Genomic DNA, 13,487 nt, shown 5'->3' with positions numbered 1-13,487 from the left:
GCAGGATCAGAGCTAGCCAGAACTGGATAGGTAATGATTTGGTTTTATAAAACTTCCTTGGTTCACAAGAATCATGAAAAAAACAATATTTTCGGTAGCGCTCTTTGGTAGCGCTTTTTTACTATTTTGGGTGCAATTTATTGTTGCAAAAAGCCTGCTGCCTCTGTTGGGGGGAACACCGGCCGTTTGGAATGTTTGCCAGGCTTTCTTTCAAATGATGCTGTTGGCCGGCTATGGCTATGCGGCTTGGTTGAGCGATTGCCCGTCGTTACGCTCTCAGTTTTGGATCCATGGAGCTGTGGCGATCGGGGGTGGGTTGGCGCTTTGGAGTCAGTTCAACCAAGTCTTGAGTCAATCAATCATTACTGTCGATCGCCCCTTAATCACTCTGCTCCAAATTTTGTTTTTAGGAGTGGCTTTGCCGTTTTTTGCCCTTTCAGCAACGGCTCCCTTGTTGCAACGGTGGGTATCGCAAACTCGCTTAGATTTAGGTAAGGATCCCTATGTCCTTTATGCTGCGAGTAATGCGGGCAGCTTGTTAGGCGTTTTGGGATATCCAGGGGCTATTGAGCCGCTCTTTTCCCTGCTGGAACAGCGACAATTTTGGCAATTGGGCTATGGGATTGAGCTGCTTCTCATTGGGGCCTGTGTGCTAATTACTTGGCGCGATCGCAATTGGAATTCTGCGGGCGACTCAAATGACTTAGAACAATTTCTGCAATCAAAACAACAACCAGGATTAGAAAATTTTGAAAGTTTAGGAGACTTTAAAAAACTAGAAAGCCTCGAAAATCTAGAAGAATTAACAACATTACCAGAGCAATTAACCACCCTCGGCAATACACCAGCTAGTTCAAAAAATGGCGCAGTGGTCAATCGCTTAACGTTTGCTTCTGAGCCGGATAGCTCGCCAAACAAACCCTTGCAACCCACTTGGCGCGATCGACTCCAATGGGCCCTATTTGCCTTCTTGCCAGCCAGCTTATCGCTGGGTGTCACCACCTATGTCACCACGGATTTGGCGGCAATTCCCCTCTTTTGGGCAATTCCCCTCAGCCTTTATCTACTAACTTATATTGTCGCTTTTTCCAATTGGCGATGGAGCGCGATCGCCTATCCACTGTCGATCGCCAGCTTGCCATTATTGGTGACTCCGTTGGTGTTTTGGTCGCGCTTGGATGGGGCCCAAAATTTGTGGGTGATGTTGCCATTTCACTGGCTGGGATTTGCGATCGCGGCCTTTGTTTGCCATCAAACTCTGGCGCTAATTAAGCCATCCGTAACCTACCTAACGCAGTTTTATTTCTGGATTGCTTTGGGGGGAGCTTTGGGTGGATCGTTTAACGCGATCGCTGCGCCCTACCTGTTTCCCACAACCCAAGAATATCCCCTGATTCTGATTTTGACGCTGCTGTCGGTGATTAACTCCCACCGCTTGCCCAAGTGGAGTTGGATTGCGATCGGGCTGGGGTTTGGAGCGCTGCTAGCAGGAATTAATTTCAATCATCTGGCAGACTATTGGGCCGCCTATGGCGTTGCTTTTGGCTTGCTGGCCTCGATTGGTTGGGCGCTGCAATTGCGCAAAACCAAAATTATTTCTGCGGGACTGGCCATTATTTTAATGATGCAATTTTCCGTGGGCTTACGGGGCGAGGTGTTGTTAATTGATCGCAGCTTTTTTGGAGTGAATCGGGTGGTGCGCGATCGCTCAAGACAGGTCATGTCCTTGCTCCACGGCTCCACACTCCATGGCCAACAAAGCCTGCTGCCCCAACGGCGCGATCGACCGCTCACCTACTTCACAGAAACGGGTCCGATCGGGGAATTTTTTGCGGGGTTTAATCAATCTCGGCGCGATCAGGTGGCGGTTTTGGGCCTGGGCATTGGCACGTTGGCCAGCTATGCCCAACCGGATCAGCAATGGACATTTTATGAAATTGATCCCACAGTGAAGTTGATCGCTCAAAATCCCACCTATTTCAGTTTCTTGGAACTGTCGAAGGGCAAGGTAGCGGTGGAAATTGGGGATGGCCGTTTAAAAATGCAAACGGCGAGCGATCGCTCCCTAGATTTGGTGATTATGGATGCCTTTAGCTCCGACTCCATTCCTGTGCACTTAATTACCCGTGAAGCCATTGCCAGCTATCTCAACAAGCTGACCGATCGGGGCTTGATTTTGGTTAACATTACGAATCGCTATCTTGACCTGTTGCCCGTCTTGGGAGCCATTAGCCAAGATTTGCGTTTAACGGCGATTCATCGCTGGGATTTACGGGTTTTGGAAGCGGAAAAAGCAATCGGTAAAACCCCTTCCCATTGGGTGGCAATCGCCCGATCGCCCCAGGATCTGAATTGGTTAATCGATCGCCCCCAAACCCAATGGCAACCGGTTCCACCCCAACCCCCTAGCCAACTTTGGACAGACGATCGCTCCAGTTTGCTATCGGTGATTCGATCGCGCTAAATCCGTTCCCAAGTGGTCAGAAAATTGAGCGAACTTGATCTCTGAAAACCTATTGGGGTGGTAATCCATCGAGCGTAATAATCGATTCCAAAATCGGCTTAGCCGCCGGAGCCGCCACCACCCCGCCAGAACCACCCGGAGGTTCATCAAAAATGGTCATCACCACATATCGAGGATTTTCAACGGGAAAAATGCTGACAAAACTGGCAATGACAGCCCCGCGCCGATAGCCGCCCCGTTCATCTTGTTTTTGGGAAGTGCCGGTTTTGCCCGCAATCCGATAACCCGGAATTTGAGCCCGTTTGCCCGTGCCCTGAGACACCACGGTTTCCATCATTTTCAGCACCTCGCGGGTGGTGGCGGCGGAAAAGACGGGCATCGGTTCCGGGTGGGCCGGTTGCCAATAGGGTTGCCCTTCAACGGTGCTGAGGCTGTCCACAATGTGCGGCGTGACGAGTTTTCCCCCATTGGCCAGGGCCGCGATCGCCCGCACCAGTTGTAGCGGTGTAATGGCAACCCCTTGACCAAAAGAGGTGGTGGCGCGGTCAATTTTGGAGGCTAAAAAAGTCTGACGATCTTTAATTTGACCAGGGGTTTCAAAGGGCAAATCAACCCCGCTAGCTTGATTAAAACCCAGGCGTTGTAAGTATTGATAAAACACCCCTGGATCTAATCGCAAACCAATCCGAACTGTGGCAACATTACTCGAAGTTTGGATGACTTTGCTCAGATTTAATTTTCCTAGCCTGGCAAAGTTGAAATTGCGAATAATTCGATCGCCCACTTGCACCGAACCATTGTCATCAAAGGTGTCATCCAAACTCAACACCCTCGAATCCAGCCCCATAGCCATCACCAGCGGCTTGAAGGTTGACCCCGGTTCGTACAAATCCGAAACCACCCAATTCCGGAAACGGGCAACATCCGCCTCTGAGTAGCGATTGGGATTGTAATTGGGTTCACAAACCAGGGCCCGAATGGCTCCCGTTTGCACATCCAGGACGATCGCGGCTCCCTTTTTGGCGCGGCTGGCGGTCATTTGAGCTTGCACGGCGGCCCGGGCGGCCCGTTGCAATCGCAAATCAAGGGTTAATTTGAGCTGTAAATCGTCTAAATAGGTCAACTGGTTCAGCCGATCGTTTTCCAGACTGCCCAAGCGCGGCAGGGCATAGCCACCGGGGGCCCGTTCCAGGGTCACAGGGCTGACCGATCGCGCCAACAGTCGCCCCATGGAATATTCCAAGCCGGTCTTACCTTGGCCGTCAAATAGGTTCACATAACCCACAATCTCCGCCGCCATCTCATCCTGGGGATAGACCCGGCCGGGCCGCTCATGCAACTCCAGCCCATCCAAGGCCGTGCGCCGAATCCGTTGGGCCTGGTCTTCCGTCAGGGACTCGTGGAGCCGAATGCCGCTGCGGCCCCGCTCCAGTTTTTGGGCCACCTCCGTCACCGGTTCCTGCAAAATCGAAGCCACAAGGGCCGCCACCACGGATTTGGGCTTGTTGAATAGCTTGGGGTGGGCGTAGAGGGTGTAGGTGACCCGATCGAGCGCCAGCGCCACCCCGCGTCGATCGACAATTGAGCGGCGAGGCGCAAAGGGTTTGACCGTTACTCGCTGTTGGGCGCGGGCCCGGTTGGTGAGGGTTTCGCCCTGAACGCCCTGTAACCACACCAACCGCAACACCAACCCCGCCACAGCCGCCAGCAAAACGCCGCCCACAACCGTCACCCGTTGGCGGGACGGGTTCACCTGGCGTGGGTCGGGCAACTGGGCGCGAATTTGCCGCCAGGTTTGCTCCCATTTTTGGGCCCGTGAGTCATCCCGATCGGGCGTTGGCCCCAACCAAGATTGAGGGCGCGATCGAGGGCGCGATCGGGCGCTGGGGCCCGGCTCACCGGAGCGATCGCCCCGTTTGCGAAATGCTTTGACGTTGAACGCTTCCAAGGGCCAATCGTCTCCTGCTCCTTGCCAATCGGCCGCCGATCCAAAGCTGCGGCGCGATCGCGCATCCCGATCGCCCGAGGCAGCATCTTCAGCGGGGTCAAACCGACTCATGGGCAGGCACAATCAATCGCAAGCGGTAACAGATCAAATCTTAAGGGGCGGTGGAGCGTTTGTGTGGGGAATAAATCGATAAAATAGCCTCGTCGCTGTGGTCTCAAAGCTTTCGGGCTATTTCTTTCCCCAATTTCGTTTTCCAAGCGATCAATACTCCATTTTTTGAAAGGTGCAAGGGATTTATGCGTGTTTTAGTGATGGGTGGAACGCGGTTTATTGGCGTTTATCTGACCCGATTACTGGTGGAAAAAGGTCATGAAGTCACCCTGTTGAATCGTGGTCGCAAGCCCTCGCCCGTTGAAGGTTTGGAAGTCATTCAGTGCGATCGCACCCAAGGCGATGAATTGAAATCAAAGCTAGCCCATCGCCACTTTGAATGGGTGTTTGATAATAACGGTCGCGAACTCAGCGACACGCAACCGCTGGTGGAAGTGTTGCGCGGCAAAACCGAGCATTTTCTCTACATGAGTTCGGCCGGTGTTTACCTGAAAACCGACCAATTGCCCCACTGCGAAGCAGACCCCGTTGATCCCAAAAGTCGTCACAAGGGCAAACATGAAACGGAAAGTTATTTAGCCCACCATGATGAACCCTTCACATCGTTTCGACCAACCTATATCTACGGGCCCCTGAATTACAATCCGCTGGAATCTTGGTTTTTTGATCGGATTGTGCGCGATCGCCCGATTCCCATTCCCGGCAACGGATTACACATCACCCAACTGGGCCATGTGGCTGACTTGGCTAGTGCAATGGTGGCGGCGGCTGGTAACCCCAAGACCATTGGCAAAATCTACAACATTTCGGGCGATCGCTACGTCACGTTCGATGGCTTGGCGCGGGCCTGTGCATTGGCTGCCGGTAAAGATCCGGAGCAATTGCAACTGATTCATTACGATCCCAAGCAATTTGATTTTGGCAAGCGAAAGGCTTTTCCAATGCGCGTGCAGCATTTCTTTGCCAGCAATCAACAAGCAAAACAGGATTTGGGATGGCAACCTGCCTACGATTTGGTTTCTGGGTTGCGAGATGCGTTTGAAAATGATTACTTACCGTCGGGAGCCGATCGCGCGGAAGTGGACTTTTCAACTGATGAAGAAATCGTGAAAGCCTTGGCTTAAATCTGCTGAAAATTCTCGCGAAATTGTGGGGGACAAGGGGCTTAAGCCCCTTGTCTGGTTGTGTTGAGGATGTCCATAGATTCTGATTAGGGTCGAGAGCGACCTGTGAGCAGAAATCCGAGGCGAATGATGCAGGTGATGATGACGCAAACCAGCCCGATCGCCCCGGCCAGCACGATCAATTCCAACAGGGCTAACCCGTTTCGCAACAGAGGAATCAGGCTGACTACCCCGATCGTAATCACCGGCAACAGCAACAAATCCCACCGCTCGATCGTCCGCGACTGTTGCAGCGCCACCAAAATAATCAGCAACCACAGGCCCGGCACGGCCGCCTCAATGCCGAACAATTGCCCCAAACTTTGCCCAAAGTTCCAAATTAATGTGCCCTGAACACCAGTAAACAGGCTGTGGCTGATCCACTCGCGCGTGCTGAAGGGTGTGCCCGATCGCGCCTTGCCCTTGCTGGGTTTTGGGGAGGTGGCGGGTTGCGGTTGGGTTGGCGCTGGAGGATGGGGCGCAAGGGGGGCGGGGCCGGCGGCCACTGGCTGAGAGGTGCTGAGTTTGGGTGGCACGCTCAAAATTTGCAAACTGGGCTGGCCCGCGCCGGGATTCACCAACGGCAAAATGGTCACCTGATCAAGCCGCGCCAGCACCTCTTGGGCTGAGCTGAACCGTTGATTGGGCGTGAGCTGCACCAGCCGATCGAGCACCACGGCCAACTCATCGCTGACCGTCACCCCCGATCGCCAGCGCCATTGGCCCTGAAACGAGTCATAAAGGGTTTCAGGCGCTTGCCCCGTTAACAACACCAGGCAAGTGACCCCCAAGCTATAGAGATCTGTGGATGGGAAAACCATCCCGCCGGTTACCTGTTCCGGCGGCGCAAATCCGGTGGAATAGATGCTGGTGGACTGGTTATTCGAGCCTTGGGCCGCCAATCGCACGGAACCAAAATCCAACAAAAACAGCCGCCCATCCCGCCGCCGCATCAGATTTGAGGGTTTGATGTCTCGATGAATGGCTCCCCGATCGTGAATGAAATGCAGCACCTTCAGCACTTCTCGCAACACGATCCGCGTTTCTGCCTCTGAGAAAGGGCCCTGATCTGCTAGCTCCTCTTCCAGATTTTGCCCGTCAATGAATTCCTGAACAATGTAGAAGTAGTCCTGCGTGCGATCGCCCGTTGGGGTGGGAACCGTGAGCGGAAAAAAGGCGAACAGATCCGGAATTTGGGGATGCTCATGGCCCAAAGATTCCAGCACCGCCGCTTCCTTCACAAACAAAGATTGGGCCAGGGCTAGGCGATCGCCCTGAAGGTCGGCCGGCGGCAAAAACTGTTTCACCACGCATTTACGGGTTGCGGGGGTGTAGCGATCGATAGCTAAATAAGCCGCTCCGAAGCCGCCCTGCCCCAACAGACGAATCGGCAAATAGCGACCGCCCAAAATTTGCGGCATTCCGCAGCGCGAACAAAACTTTTGCCCCACAGACACCAGGGTCTGAGGGTGATCCAGATCGGGAAACTCGTTCCGGGGGCGATCGCACCCCGGCCGCGTGCAGTAAACCTCCATGGGGATTGCCTTCGGTCGCTGCCTCCAGTCTAAGCCAGGGGCCGCAACGGCCGGCAATTATTCCCCAGAAGGTCAATGGTTCAGATTTCTGATCAACTTTCTGATCAACCGGTTTCTGATCAAAATTTTAAAATTGGTTTCCGATTTGGTTGCCTATTGTTTTTTGATCACTTGTTTTCTAAAAATCGGTTAACCCAAGATTGATTAGTCCGAGATTGATTAGTTCGAGATTGATTAATCCAAGATTAATTAACCCAAGATTAATTAGCTTGAGAAGGATTAATGCCAAATTGACTAATCCAAACTAATCAGCATTTCCGGTTCCGGAGAGCTAGGGACGCTCGGGGGCGGTGGATATAAATCGGCCGAAGCAAAATGGGGCAAAATGTCGCGAGTGAAGGCTTCTGCGGCCTTGGAGCGATAGCGGTTGGGGTTGGTAATCACCTTGAGGATTCGCTCAACCCGGAAGTTTTCGATTTGGCTGCGGTGGAGGTGGCCTAATTGCAGTTCTTTTTCGATCGCCGCTACGGAGACAAAGGCCGCGCCGAGACCTGCTTGAACTGCGTTTTTAATGGCTTCGATCGAGTTCAATTCCATATCCACCTTGAGGCGGCGGGTGTCAATTCCCGACTGACTCAAGACCGTATCAATCACTTTGCGGATGGTGGATTGGGAGTCAAGGGCAATGAAAGACAACCCATAGAGATGTTCCCGATCGATGGGATCAAGCTGGGCCAATGGGTGCTGAGGTGGCAAAATCAGCGCCAGCTCATCGCGGGCATAGGCCAACACTTCCAAGGACTCTTGCAGCTCGGCCGGCACTTCGCCGCCAATGATGGCCAGGTCGATTTGGCCGTTCGACACGCTCCAGGAGGTGCGGCGGGTGGAATGCACATGCAACTGCACCCCCACCTCGGGATATTTGTCGTGGAACATGCCAATCATCCGAGGCAGCAGATAAGTCCCGGTGGTTTGGCTGGCCCCCACGATCAAGGTTCCGCCTTGGAGGTTTTGCAAATCTTTGATCGCTCGGCAGGTTTCCTGGCAAAGGGTCAGGATCTTTTCGCCGTAACTCAGCAGCATGTGGCCTGCTTCGGTTAGTTGGGCCCGGCGACCGCCGCGATCGAACAGGGGCACATCCAATTGGCGCTCTAGGTTTTGTACCTGCAAGCTCACCGCAGGTTGCGAAACATAGAGGCTATCGGCGGCCCGCTTAAAGCTCCCTTCGGCGGCGATCGCCTTGAGGATGCGGAGTTGGTCAAGCGTGAATGGCAAATCGGACATAGACAGTACTACAGCCTGGAGAAAGCCATCGAGTGGAATGGGATGGAAATCGATCGGGAGTTGGCGAAGAAAGCCGTTGCTGCAAGATGTCGTGGCGCGATCGGGTGAAACGGCACAGGGCGAAACAGCACAGGGCGCAACAACACGAGGCGAAACAACACGAGGCGAAACAACACAGGGCGAAACAGCCTTTTGGCGGAAGGTTGCACTGGGAAGAGTCCCCAACGACAACCATCAGGGCCCGGGCCAAATTCACAGGCCCACCATTCTGGAGAAAGGGGGCGTGAATCGAGAGGTCACGGGGTGACTGAACCGTAGACAGTGAACCTTAGGCGATCGAACGGTGACAAATGATCATCAACCTAGGATCTCATCTCGACCTAGCCGCACGATCGCCCGTTCTTCATTATTCTGAAGCAGACCCCCACCATTTGATTAAAAACATTTATGAGAAAATTTCGGTTCCCTGATAGACCCAGGATCAAACACAGCACCAATCCCTGCGGCGCACCGACCAAAAACCGGTAAATTCCTATCCTGGAGCGCTGAGGCCGGTTGCTGCCGTCTTCCAGCCACCTTTGGGGATCTCCAACTCTCTCTGGGGTTGTTTCCAGCTATCTTGGGTTGCCTCTGGTGATTTCCAGCAATTTTCGGGTCGATTTCTGGCGCTCTCGGGTCACCTGTGGCGATTTCCAGTCACCTTTGGTCATTTTCGATTATTTCGGGTTTTGCCCGACTGGATCAACGATCCTCCCTCTGCCCTCACCGCCGATTGCGTGATTGATTGCATCATGATTTCCATTTTCTCCCTCGGATTTACTGGATCGATCGGCTCGATCGGGGCAATGAGTTCCCTCCTGGGTTTGGCCCCTTGGCTCACTCCCGCCTGGTTTCCCGCCAGCCATTGGATCATGCTGGGTTTGTTGGTGGGGTTTGCGGTTTTGCACAGCGGACTAGCAGCCCTGCGGATCAAAGGCGAAGCCCTGATCGGCGCGCGGGCTTACCGGGTGTTGTTCGCCTTGGTCAGTTTGCCGGCCGCAGGATTGTTGATTACCTACTTTTTCAACCATCGCTACGACGGGATCCAACTTTGGCAACTGCAAGGGGAAGCCTGGGTGCAGCCGGTGGTTTGGATCTTGTCGGCCATTTCATTTCTGTTCCTCTATCCGGCCACCTTTAACCTGTTGGAAGTGGCCGCCGTCGCCAAGCCCCAAGTTCACCTGTACGAAACGGGAATTATTCGGATCACTCGCCATCCCCAGGCGATCGGGCAAATTATTTGGTGCGTGGGCCATGCCCTTTGGTTGGGAACCAGTTTCATGATGGTGACCTGTGCCGGTTTGATTGCCCATCACCTGTTTGCAATTTGGCACGGGGATCGGCGCTTGTATGGCCGCTATGGCGATGCATTCTTAAAAGTCAAGGAACGCACATCAATCATTCCTTTTCGGGCAATTTTTGACGGCCGCCAAACCCTTCAGCTTGCGGAATTTTTGCGTCCGGCCTATGTGGGGGTCACGGCCTTTGTGTTGGGATTTTGGTGGGCCCATCCGGCGCTCATTCGGCTAACGGCTAGCGTAAACTGGTAGGTATCGATCGCCGGGGACAGAGGACATTTCTAGATTGGTTTGCGTGACTAGCCTTCCTGAAATGTGCCAAATTCCCGGCGATTTTTGATTATTTTCGTTTATTGCTCGTCCAGCGTTTTTTAATATTTCTTTGCCGGTTCATAATGCTAGATACCATGGATGACTCCAGCTTCGATCGGGAAGTGCTACAAACGCCCGGTTTGGTGTTGGTGAACTTTTGGGCCCCTTGGTGTGGATTGTGTCGTTTGATTGATCCCCTCCTGAATAAACTGCGATCGGACTGGGGTGAGTCGATCAAGTTGGTTAATGTCAATGCAGACAGCAATCTGAGATTAGCCAATTCCTATCGCCTCACCACCCTGCCGACGGTGATTTTGTTTCAGGATGGAAAACCAATTTTTCGGCTCGATCGCTTTGAAGGCAAAGAAGAGTTTTTGCGCCACCTAAACCGCGCTGTGAATCAAGTGGAATTGTCTCGATCGCTTACGTCCTAAGCAGTTTTCAAGCCGCCGTCGGTTCAAAGCCCCCTAAAACCGCCGATTGCGTCCTTGGCGACTTGATTGGCGACCTGCGCGATCGGGGTGGGTCTGCTCTGCTGTTGGCGAACTCAAGCCCGCATCAGCCTCTTGTTGCCGTTTCCTGTTGCCGTTTTATGGATTGGTATCGCGTCCTTCGTCCGTTGGTGTTTTCGCCCTTGGCTCCTAGCCCCGAACGGGCCCACGACCAGGCCATGGAGTTATTGCAAGGGTTGGCTCAGTTGCGGCGATCGGCCACGGGGCGATCAATGCTCGCCAACCTGCGCCATTGGTTCACTGCCCAAACACCGGAACTGAGTCAAACCCTCTGGGGCTTAAAGTTTGAGAACCCCGTGGGCCTGGCGGCTGGTTTTGACAAAGATGGGGTAGCCGCCGGGGCTTGGGAGCAACTGGGGTTTGGGTTTGCGGAGTTGGGCACGGTGACGCTCCATTCCCAGCCGGGCAACCCGCAACCTCGGCTCTTTCGCCTGCTGCCCGATCGCGCCGTCCTGAACCGAATGGGATTCAACAACCAAGGGGCTGCGGCGCTGGCTGAACGGCTGGCCGCCCTTCGCCCTTCCCCCTGGGAAAATCCCAACATCCCGATCGGGGTCAACCTGGGCAAGTCCAAAATCACTGAATTGGAAGGAGCCGCCGCCGACTATTTGGGCAGCTTCCGGCTGCTGAAGAATTGGGGCGATTATTTCGTGGTGAATGTGTCTTCGCCCAACACACCCGGCCTGCGATCGCTCCAAGATGCCGATCGACTCGGGGAAATTTTGGACAGCCTTCAGCAAGACAACCAAGGCCAGAAGCCCCTGTTGGTGAAAATTGCGCCGGATTTGGAATGGAGCGCGATCGATGACGTAGTGGGCCTTGCCCAGCGCTTTGGCCTAGCAGGGGTGATTGCCACCAACACCACCATCCGCCGCGACCAACTGCAAACCAAAACCCTGAAGCAAACGGGTAACCCAATCACCGCCGAAGCCGGGGGCATTAGTGGCCAACCCCTGCGCGATCGGGCCACGGAAGTCATTCATCATATCTATCGCCAAACCGCTGGCCAACTGCCCATCATTGGTGTGGGTGGTATTTTCAGCGCCGAGGATGCCTGGGACAAAATTGCCGCCGGGGCCAGTCTCGTGCAGGTCTACACCGGCTTTGTCTACGAGGGGCCGGGACTGCCCCGCCGCATTGCTGAGGGCTTGGCGGCCAAGCTGGCGGAGCGTGGCTGGTCATCCATCACCCAGGCGATCGGCTGTGGTCACGGTTCCTTGGAGCGATAGGCTCGATCAAGCTGATCAAACCCAATCGATCTGATCCAATCGATCAAACCCAATCGATCTGACCTAATCGGTTAACTCGAATCGGCCAAAGGAAATTGGTCAAAACCAGCACCGTTGCTACGGGAGAGCGATAGAATTCAACCTGTAAAACCCCTTTCATGAGTTTTTGACCAATGAAAGCTTGGATGAAATCGATCGCCCGTCGCGCTAGCCTGCTGGTGGCTGCCGTCGTTCTGTTTGCCGGTGTGTTGTTCGCCGTGGCCCCCAGCGCCCTGGCCGAAACCCACAGCGTGCAAATGACCAACCTGCTGAAGTTCTCCCCTGAAACCGTGACCGCCAAGGCTGGCGACACGATCGTTTGGTCGAACCCCGCTGGTTTGCCCCACAACGTGGTGTTGGAAGATGCCTCGAAGTTTGACGCGGCTGAAGTGAAGAAACTGGGCCAACTGTTGGGCAAAGGCGAAGCTGGCTTCACCCTGCCGAGCGACCTGCCTGCTGGCACCTACAGCTACTACTGCGCACCTCACCGTGGCGCTGGCATGGCCGGCAAGATTGTGGTTCAGTAACCACCGGCTAATTTATTAGGCTAATGACATTGGCTAACTACTTGGCTGACTACACCTTGTGGCAAGCCAGATAGCCCCAAGAATGCGATCGAGCGATTATGGAAAATGCAACCATGGGCCTAGTGCCTAAGGGGCTAAAGCCACGCTCAAAATCGCTAAAACTGACAGGATGATTGGGATCTAGGCTGATGGACTAGGAGCGACCTGGCTCCATCACTTGACAGGCTTTCGGTTGACGAGTTCTTGATTGATAGGTTTTTAATTCACGAGGTTTCGATTTTTTAGATCAGCTTAAGTTGGCTTCAGTCGGCTTTAGATCAGCTTTAGGGCAGATTTAAATCAGCATTGTTTTCCCTTGCTTGAGACCAGTATTAATGCATTTGAAGATCGGCGCGCAACTCAAATGGCGAACGGAACGCTAACGGTATTAACAGGCCCCAGCGGCGTGGGTAAGGGCACATTGGTGAAGCTGTTACGCGAACGCCATCCCGACTTGTATTTATCCGTTTCTGCCACCACTCGATCGCCCCGTGATGGCGAAGTGGACGGGCAGGATTATTTCTTTGTGTCGCGCGATCGGTTCATGGCCATGGCCGAAGCGGGTGATCTGCTGGAGTGGGCTGAGTTTGCCGGTAATTGTTATGGAACCCCGCGCCAACCGATTGTGGAGCGTCTGGCGCGGGGCGAGCAGGTGTTGTTGGAAATTGAGTTAGAGGGAGCGCGTCAGGTCAAAACCACGTTTCCCGAGGCGTTTCGGGTGTTTGTGTTGCCGCCGTCGTTGGATGAGTTGGAACGACGGTTGCGATCGCGTGGCCAAGATGCCGAAGCAGCGATCGAGCGGCGTTTGGCCCGGGCCCGCGAGGAAGTGGCCGCTGCCGATGAATTTGATCAGCAGGTGGTGAACGACGACCTAGACAAGGCGCTGATTCAACTGGAATCGATTATGTTCTCCCCGATCGCAACCCCTGTGGCTGGCGAAAGCTGATCAACCCTTTCGTTGCCAGTTCCCAAAGCCAGTTCCCAGAC

At 54.1% G+C, this 13,487-nt stretch carries 11 protein-coding genes; 7 read left to right on the top strand and 4 right to left on the bottom strand.

Translation table 11 applies throughout. The annotated features are described in order from the left end of the window. Positions 1-130: 130 nt before the first annotated feature. Positions 131-2,464, top strand: a complete 2,334-nt coding sequence (locus H6G53_RS19230) for a fused MFS/spermidine synthase (protein ID WP_190531917.1) — start codon at positions 131-133, stop codon at positions 2,462-2,464. Between the two features lie 49 nt (positions 2,465-2,513). On the opposite strand, the gene H6G53_RS08055 is transcribed toward H6G53_RS19230, so the two are convergent. Continuing rightward, positions 2,514-4,523, bottom strand: coding sequence for a penicillin-binding protein 2 (locus H6G53_RS08055; RefSeq protein ID WP_199309178.1), 2,010 nt, complete (start codon positions 4,521-4,523; stop codon positions 2,514-2,516). Positions 4,524-4,708: 185 nt separating this feature from the next. On the opposite strand from H6G53_RS08055, the gene H6G53_RS08050 reads away from it, so the two are divergent. Then, complete coding sequence (locus H6G53_RS08050) at positions 4,709-5,647, top strand: NAD-dependent epimerase/dehydratase family protein (protein ID WP_099532553.1); 939 nt, start codon at positions 4,709-4,711, stop codon at positions 5,645-5,647. 86 nt (positions 5,648-5,733) lie between these two features. Here H6G53_RS08050 and H6G53_RS08045 read toward each other — a convergent pair whose 3' ends face one another. The 3 genes from H6G53_RS08045 to H6G53_RS08035 form a co-directional block, all read right to left on the bottom strand. After that, on the bottom strand, positions 5,734-7,221 hold the full coding sequence (locus tag H6G53_RS08045; RefSeq protein ID WP_099532554.1) for a serine/threonine-protein kinase: 1,488 nt from the start codon (positions 7,219-7,221) through the stop codon (positions 5,734-5,736). Positions 7,222-7,515: 294 nt separating this feature from the next. Further along, on the bottom strand, positions 7,516-8,505 hold the full coding sequence (locus tag H6G53_RS08040; protein WP_099532556.1) for a LysR family transcriptional regulator: 990 nt from the start codon (positions 8,503-8,505) through the stop codon (positions 7,516-7,518). An 8-nt stretch (positions 8,506-8,513) separates the two neighbouring features. Next, entirely contained in the window at positions 8,514-8,681 is a 168-nt protein-coding gene (locus H6G53_RS08035) for a hypothetical protein (protein WP_190531915.1), read from the bottom strand. Positions 8,682-9,350: 669 nt separating this feature from the next. Between H6G53_RS08035 and H6G53_RS08030 the strand changes: the two genes are divergently transcribed. From H6G53_RS08030 to gmk, 5 genes are all read left to right on the top strand, one after another. Continuing rightward, positions 9,351-10,094, top strand: a complete 744-nt coding sequence (locus H6G53_RS08030; RefSeq protein ID WP_099532584.1) for an NnrU family protein — start codon at positions 9,351-9,353, stop codon at positions 10,092-10,094. A 155-nt stretch (positions 10,095-10,249) separates the two neighbouring features. Then, a complete protein-coding gene (locus H6G53_RS08025; protein WP_234406677.1) occupies positions 10,250-10,588 on the top strand; it encodes a co-chaperone YbbN in 339 nt (112 codons plus the stop codon). Positions 10,589-10,746: 158 nt separating this feature from the next. Further along, entirely contained in the window at positions 10,747-11,895 is a 1,149-nt protein-coding gene (locus H6G53_RS08020; RefSeq protein WP_190531913.1) for a quinone-dependent dihydroorotate dehydrogenase, read from the top strand. A 173-nt stretch (positions 11,896-12,068) separates the two neighbouring features. After that, a complete protein-coding gene (locus tag H6G53_RS08015; RefSeq protein ID WP_199309177.1) occupies positions 12,069-12,461 on the top strand; it encodes a plastocyanin/azurin family copper-binding protein in 393 nt (130 codons plus the stop codon). A gap of 403 nt (positions 12,462-12,864) precedes the next feature. Continuing rightward, positions 12,865-13,446 (top strand): guanylate kinase, encoded by a 582-nt coding sequence (gene gmk / locus H6G53_RS08010; protein WP_099532560.1) that lies wholly within the window; start codon positions 12,865-12,867, stop codon positions 13,444-13,446. The last annotated feature ends 41 nt before the right edge of the window (positions 13,447-13,487 follow it).

Source organism: Limnothrix sp. FACHB-406 (assembly GCF_014698235.1).
Classification (GTDB): domain Bacteria; phylum Cyanobacteriota; class Cyanobacteriia; order CACIAM-69d; family CACIAM-69d; genus CACIAM-69d.
This window is presented reverse-complemented; position numbering and strand designations above follow the sequence as displayed.

Excerpts from the sequence above, each read along its gene's own strand:
- H6G53_RS08055 (WP_199309178.1), bottom strand. The coding sequence starts at position 4,523 with ATGAGTCGGTTTGACCCCGCTGAAGATGCTGCCTCGGGCGATCGGGAT.
- H6G53_RS08050 (WP_099532553.1), top strand. The coding sequence starts at position 4,709 with ATGCGTGTTTTAGTGATGGGTGGAACGCGGTTTATTGGCGTTTATCTG.
- H6G53_RS08045 (WP_099532554.1), bottom strand. The coding sequence starts at position 7,221 with ATGGAGGTTTACTGCACGCGGCCGGGGTGCGATCGCCCCCGGAACGAG.
- H6G53_RS08040 (WP_099532556.1), bottom strand. The coding sequence starts at position 8,505 with ATGTCCGATTTGCCATTCACGCTTGACCAACTCCGCATCCTCAAGGCG.
- H6G53_RS08030 (WP_099532584.1), top strand. The coding sequence starts at position 9,351 with ATGAGTTCCCTCCTGGGTTTGGCCCCTTGGCTCACTCCCGCCTGGTTT.
- H6G53_RS08025 (WP_234406677.1), top strand. The coding sequence starts at position 10,250 with ATGGATGACTCCAGCTTCGATCGGGAAGTGCTACAAACGCCCGGTTTG.
- H6G53_RS08020 (WP_190531913.1), top strand. The coding sequence starts at position 10,747 with ATGGATTGGTATCGCGTCCTTCGTCCGTTGGTGTTTTCGCCCTTGGCT.
- H6G53_RS08015 (WP_199309177.1), top strand. The coding sequence starts at position 12,069 with ATGAAAGCTTGGATGAAATCGATCGCCCGTCGCGCTAGCCTGCTGGTG.
- gmk (WP_099532560.1), top strand. The coding sequence starts at position 12,865 with ATGGCGAACGGAACGCTAACGGTATTAACAGGCCCCAGCGGCGTGGGT.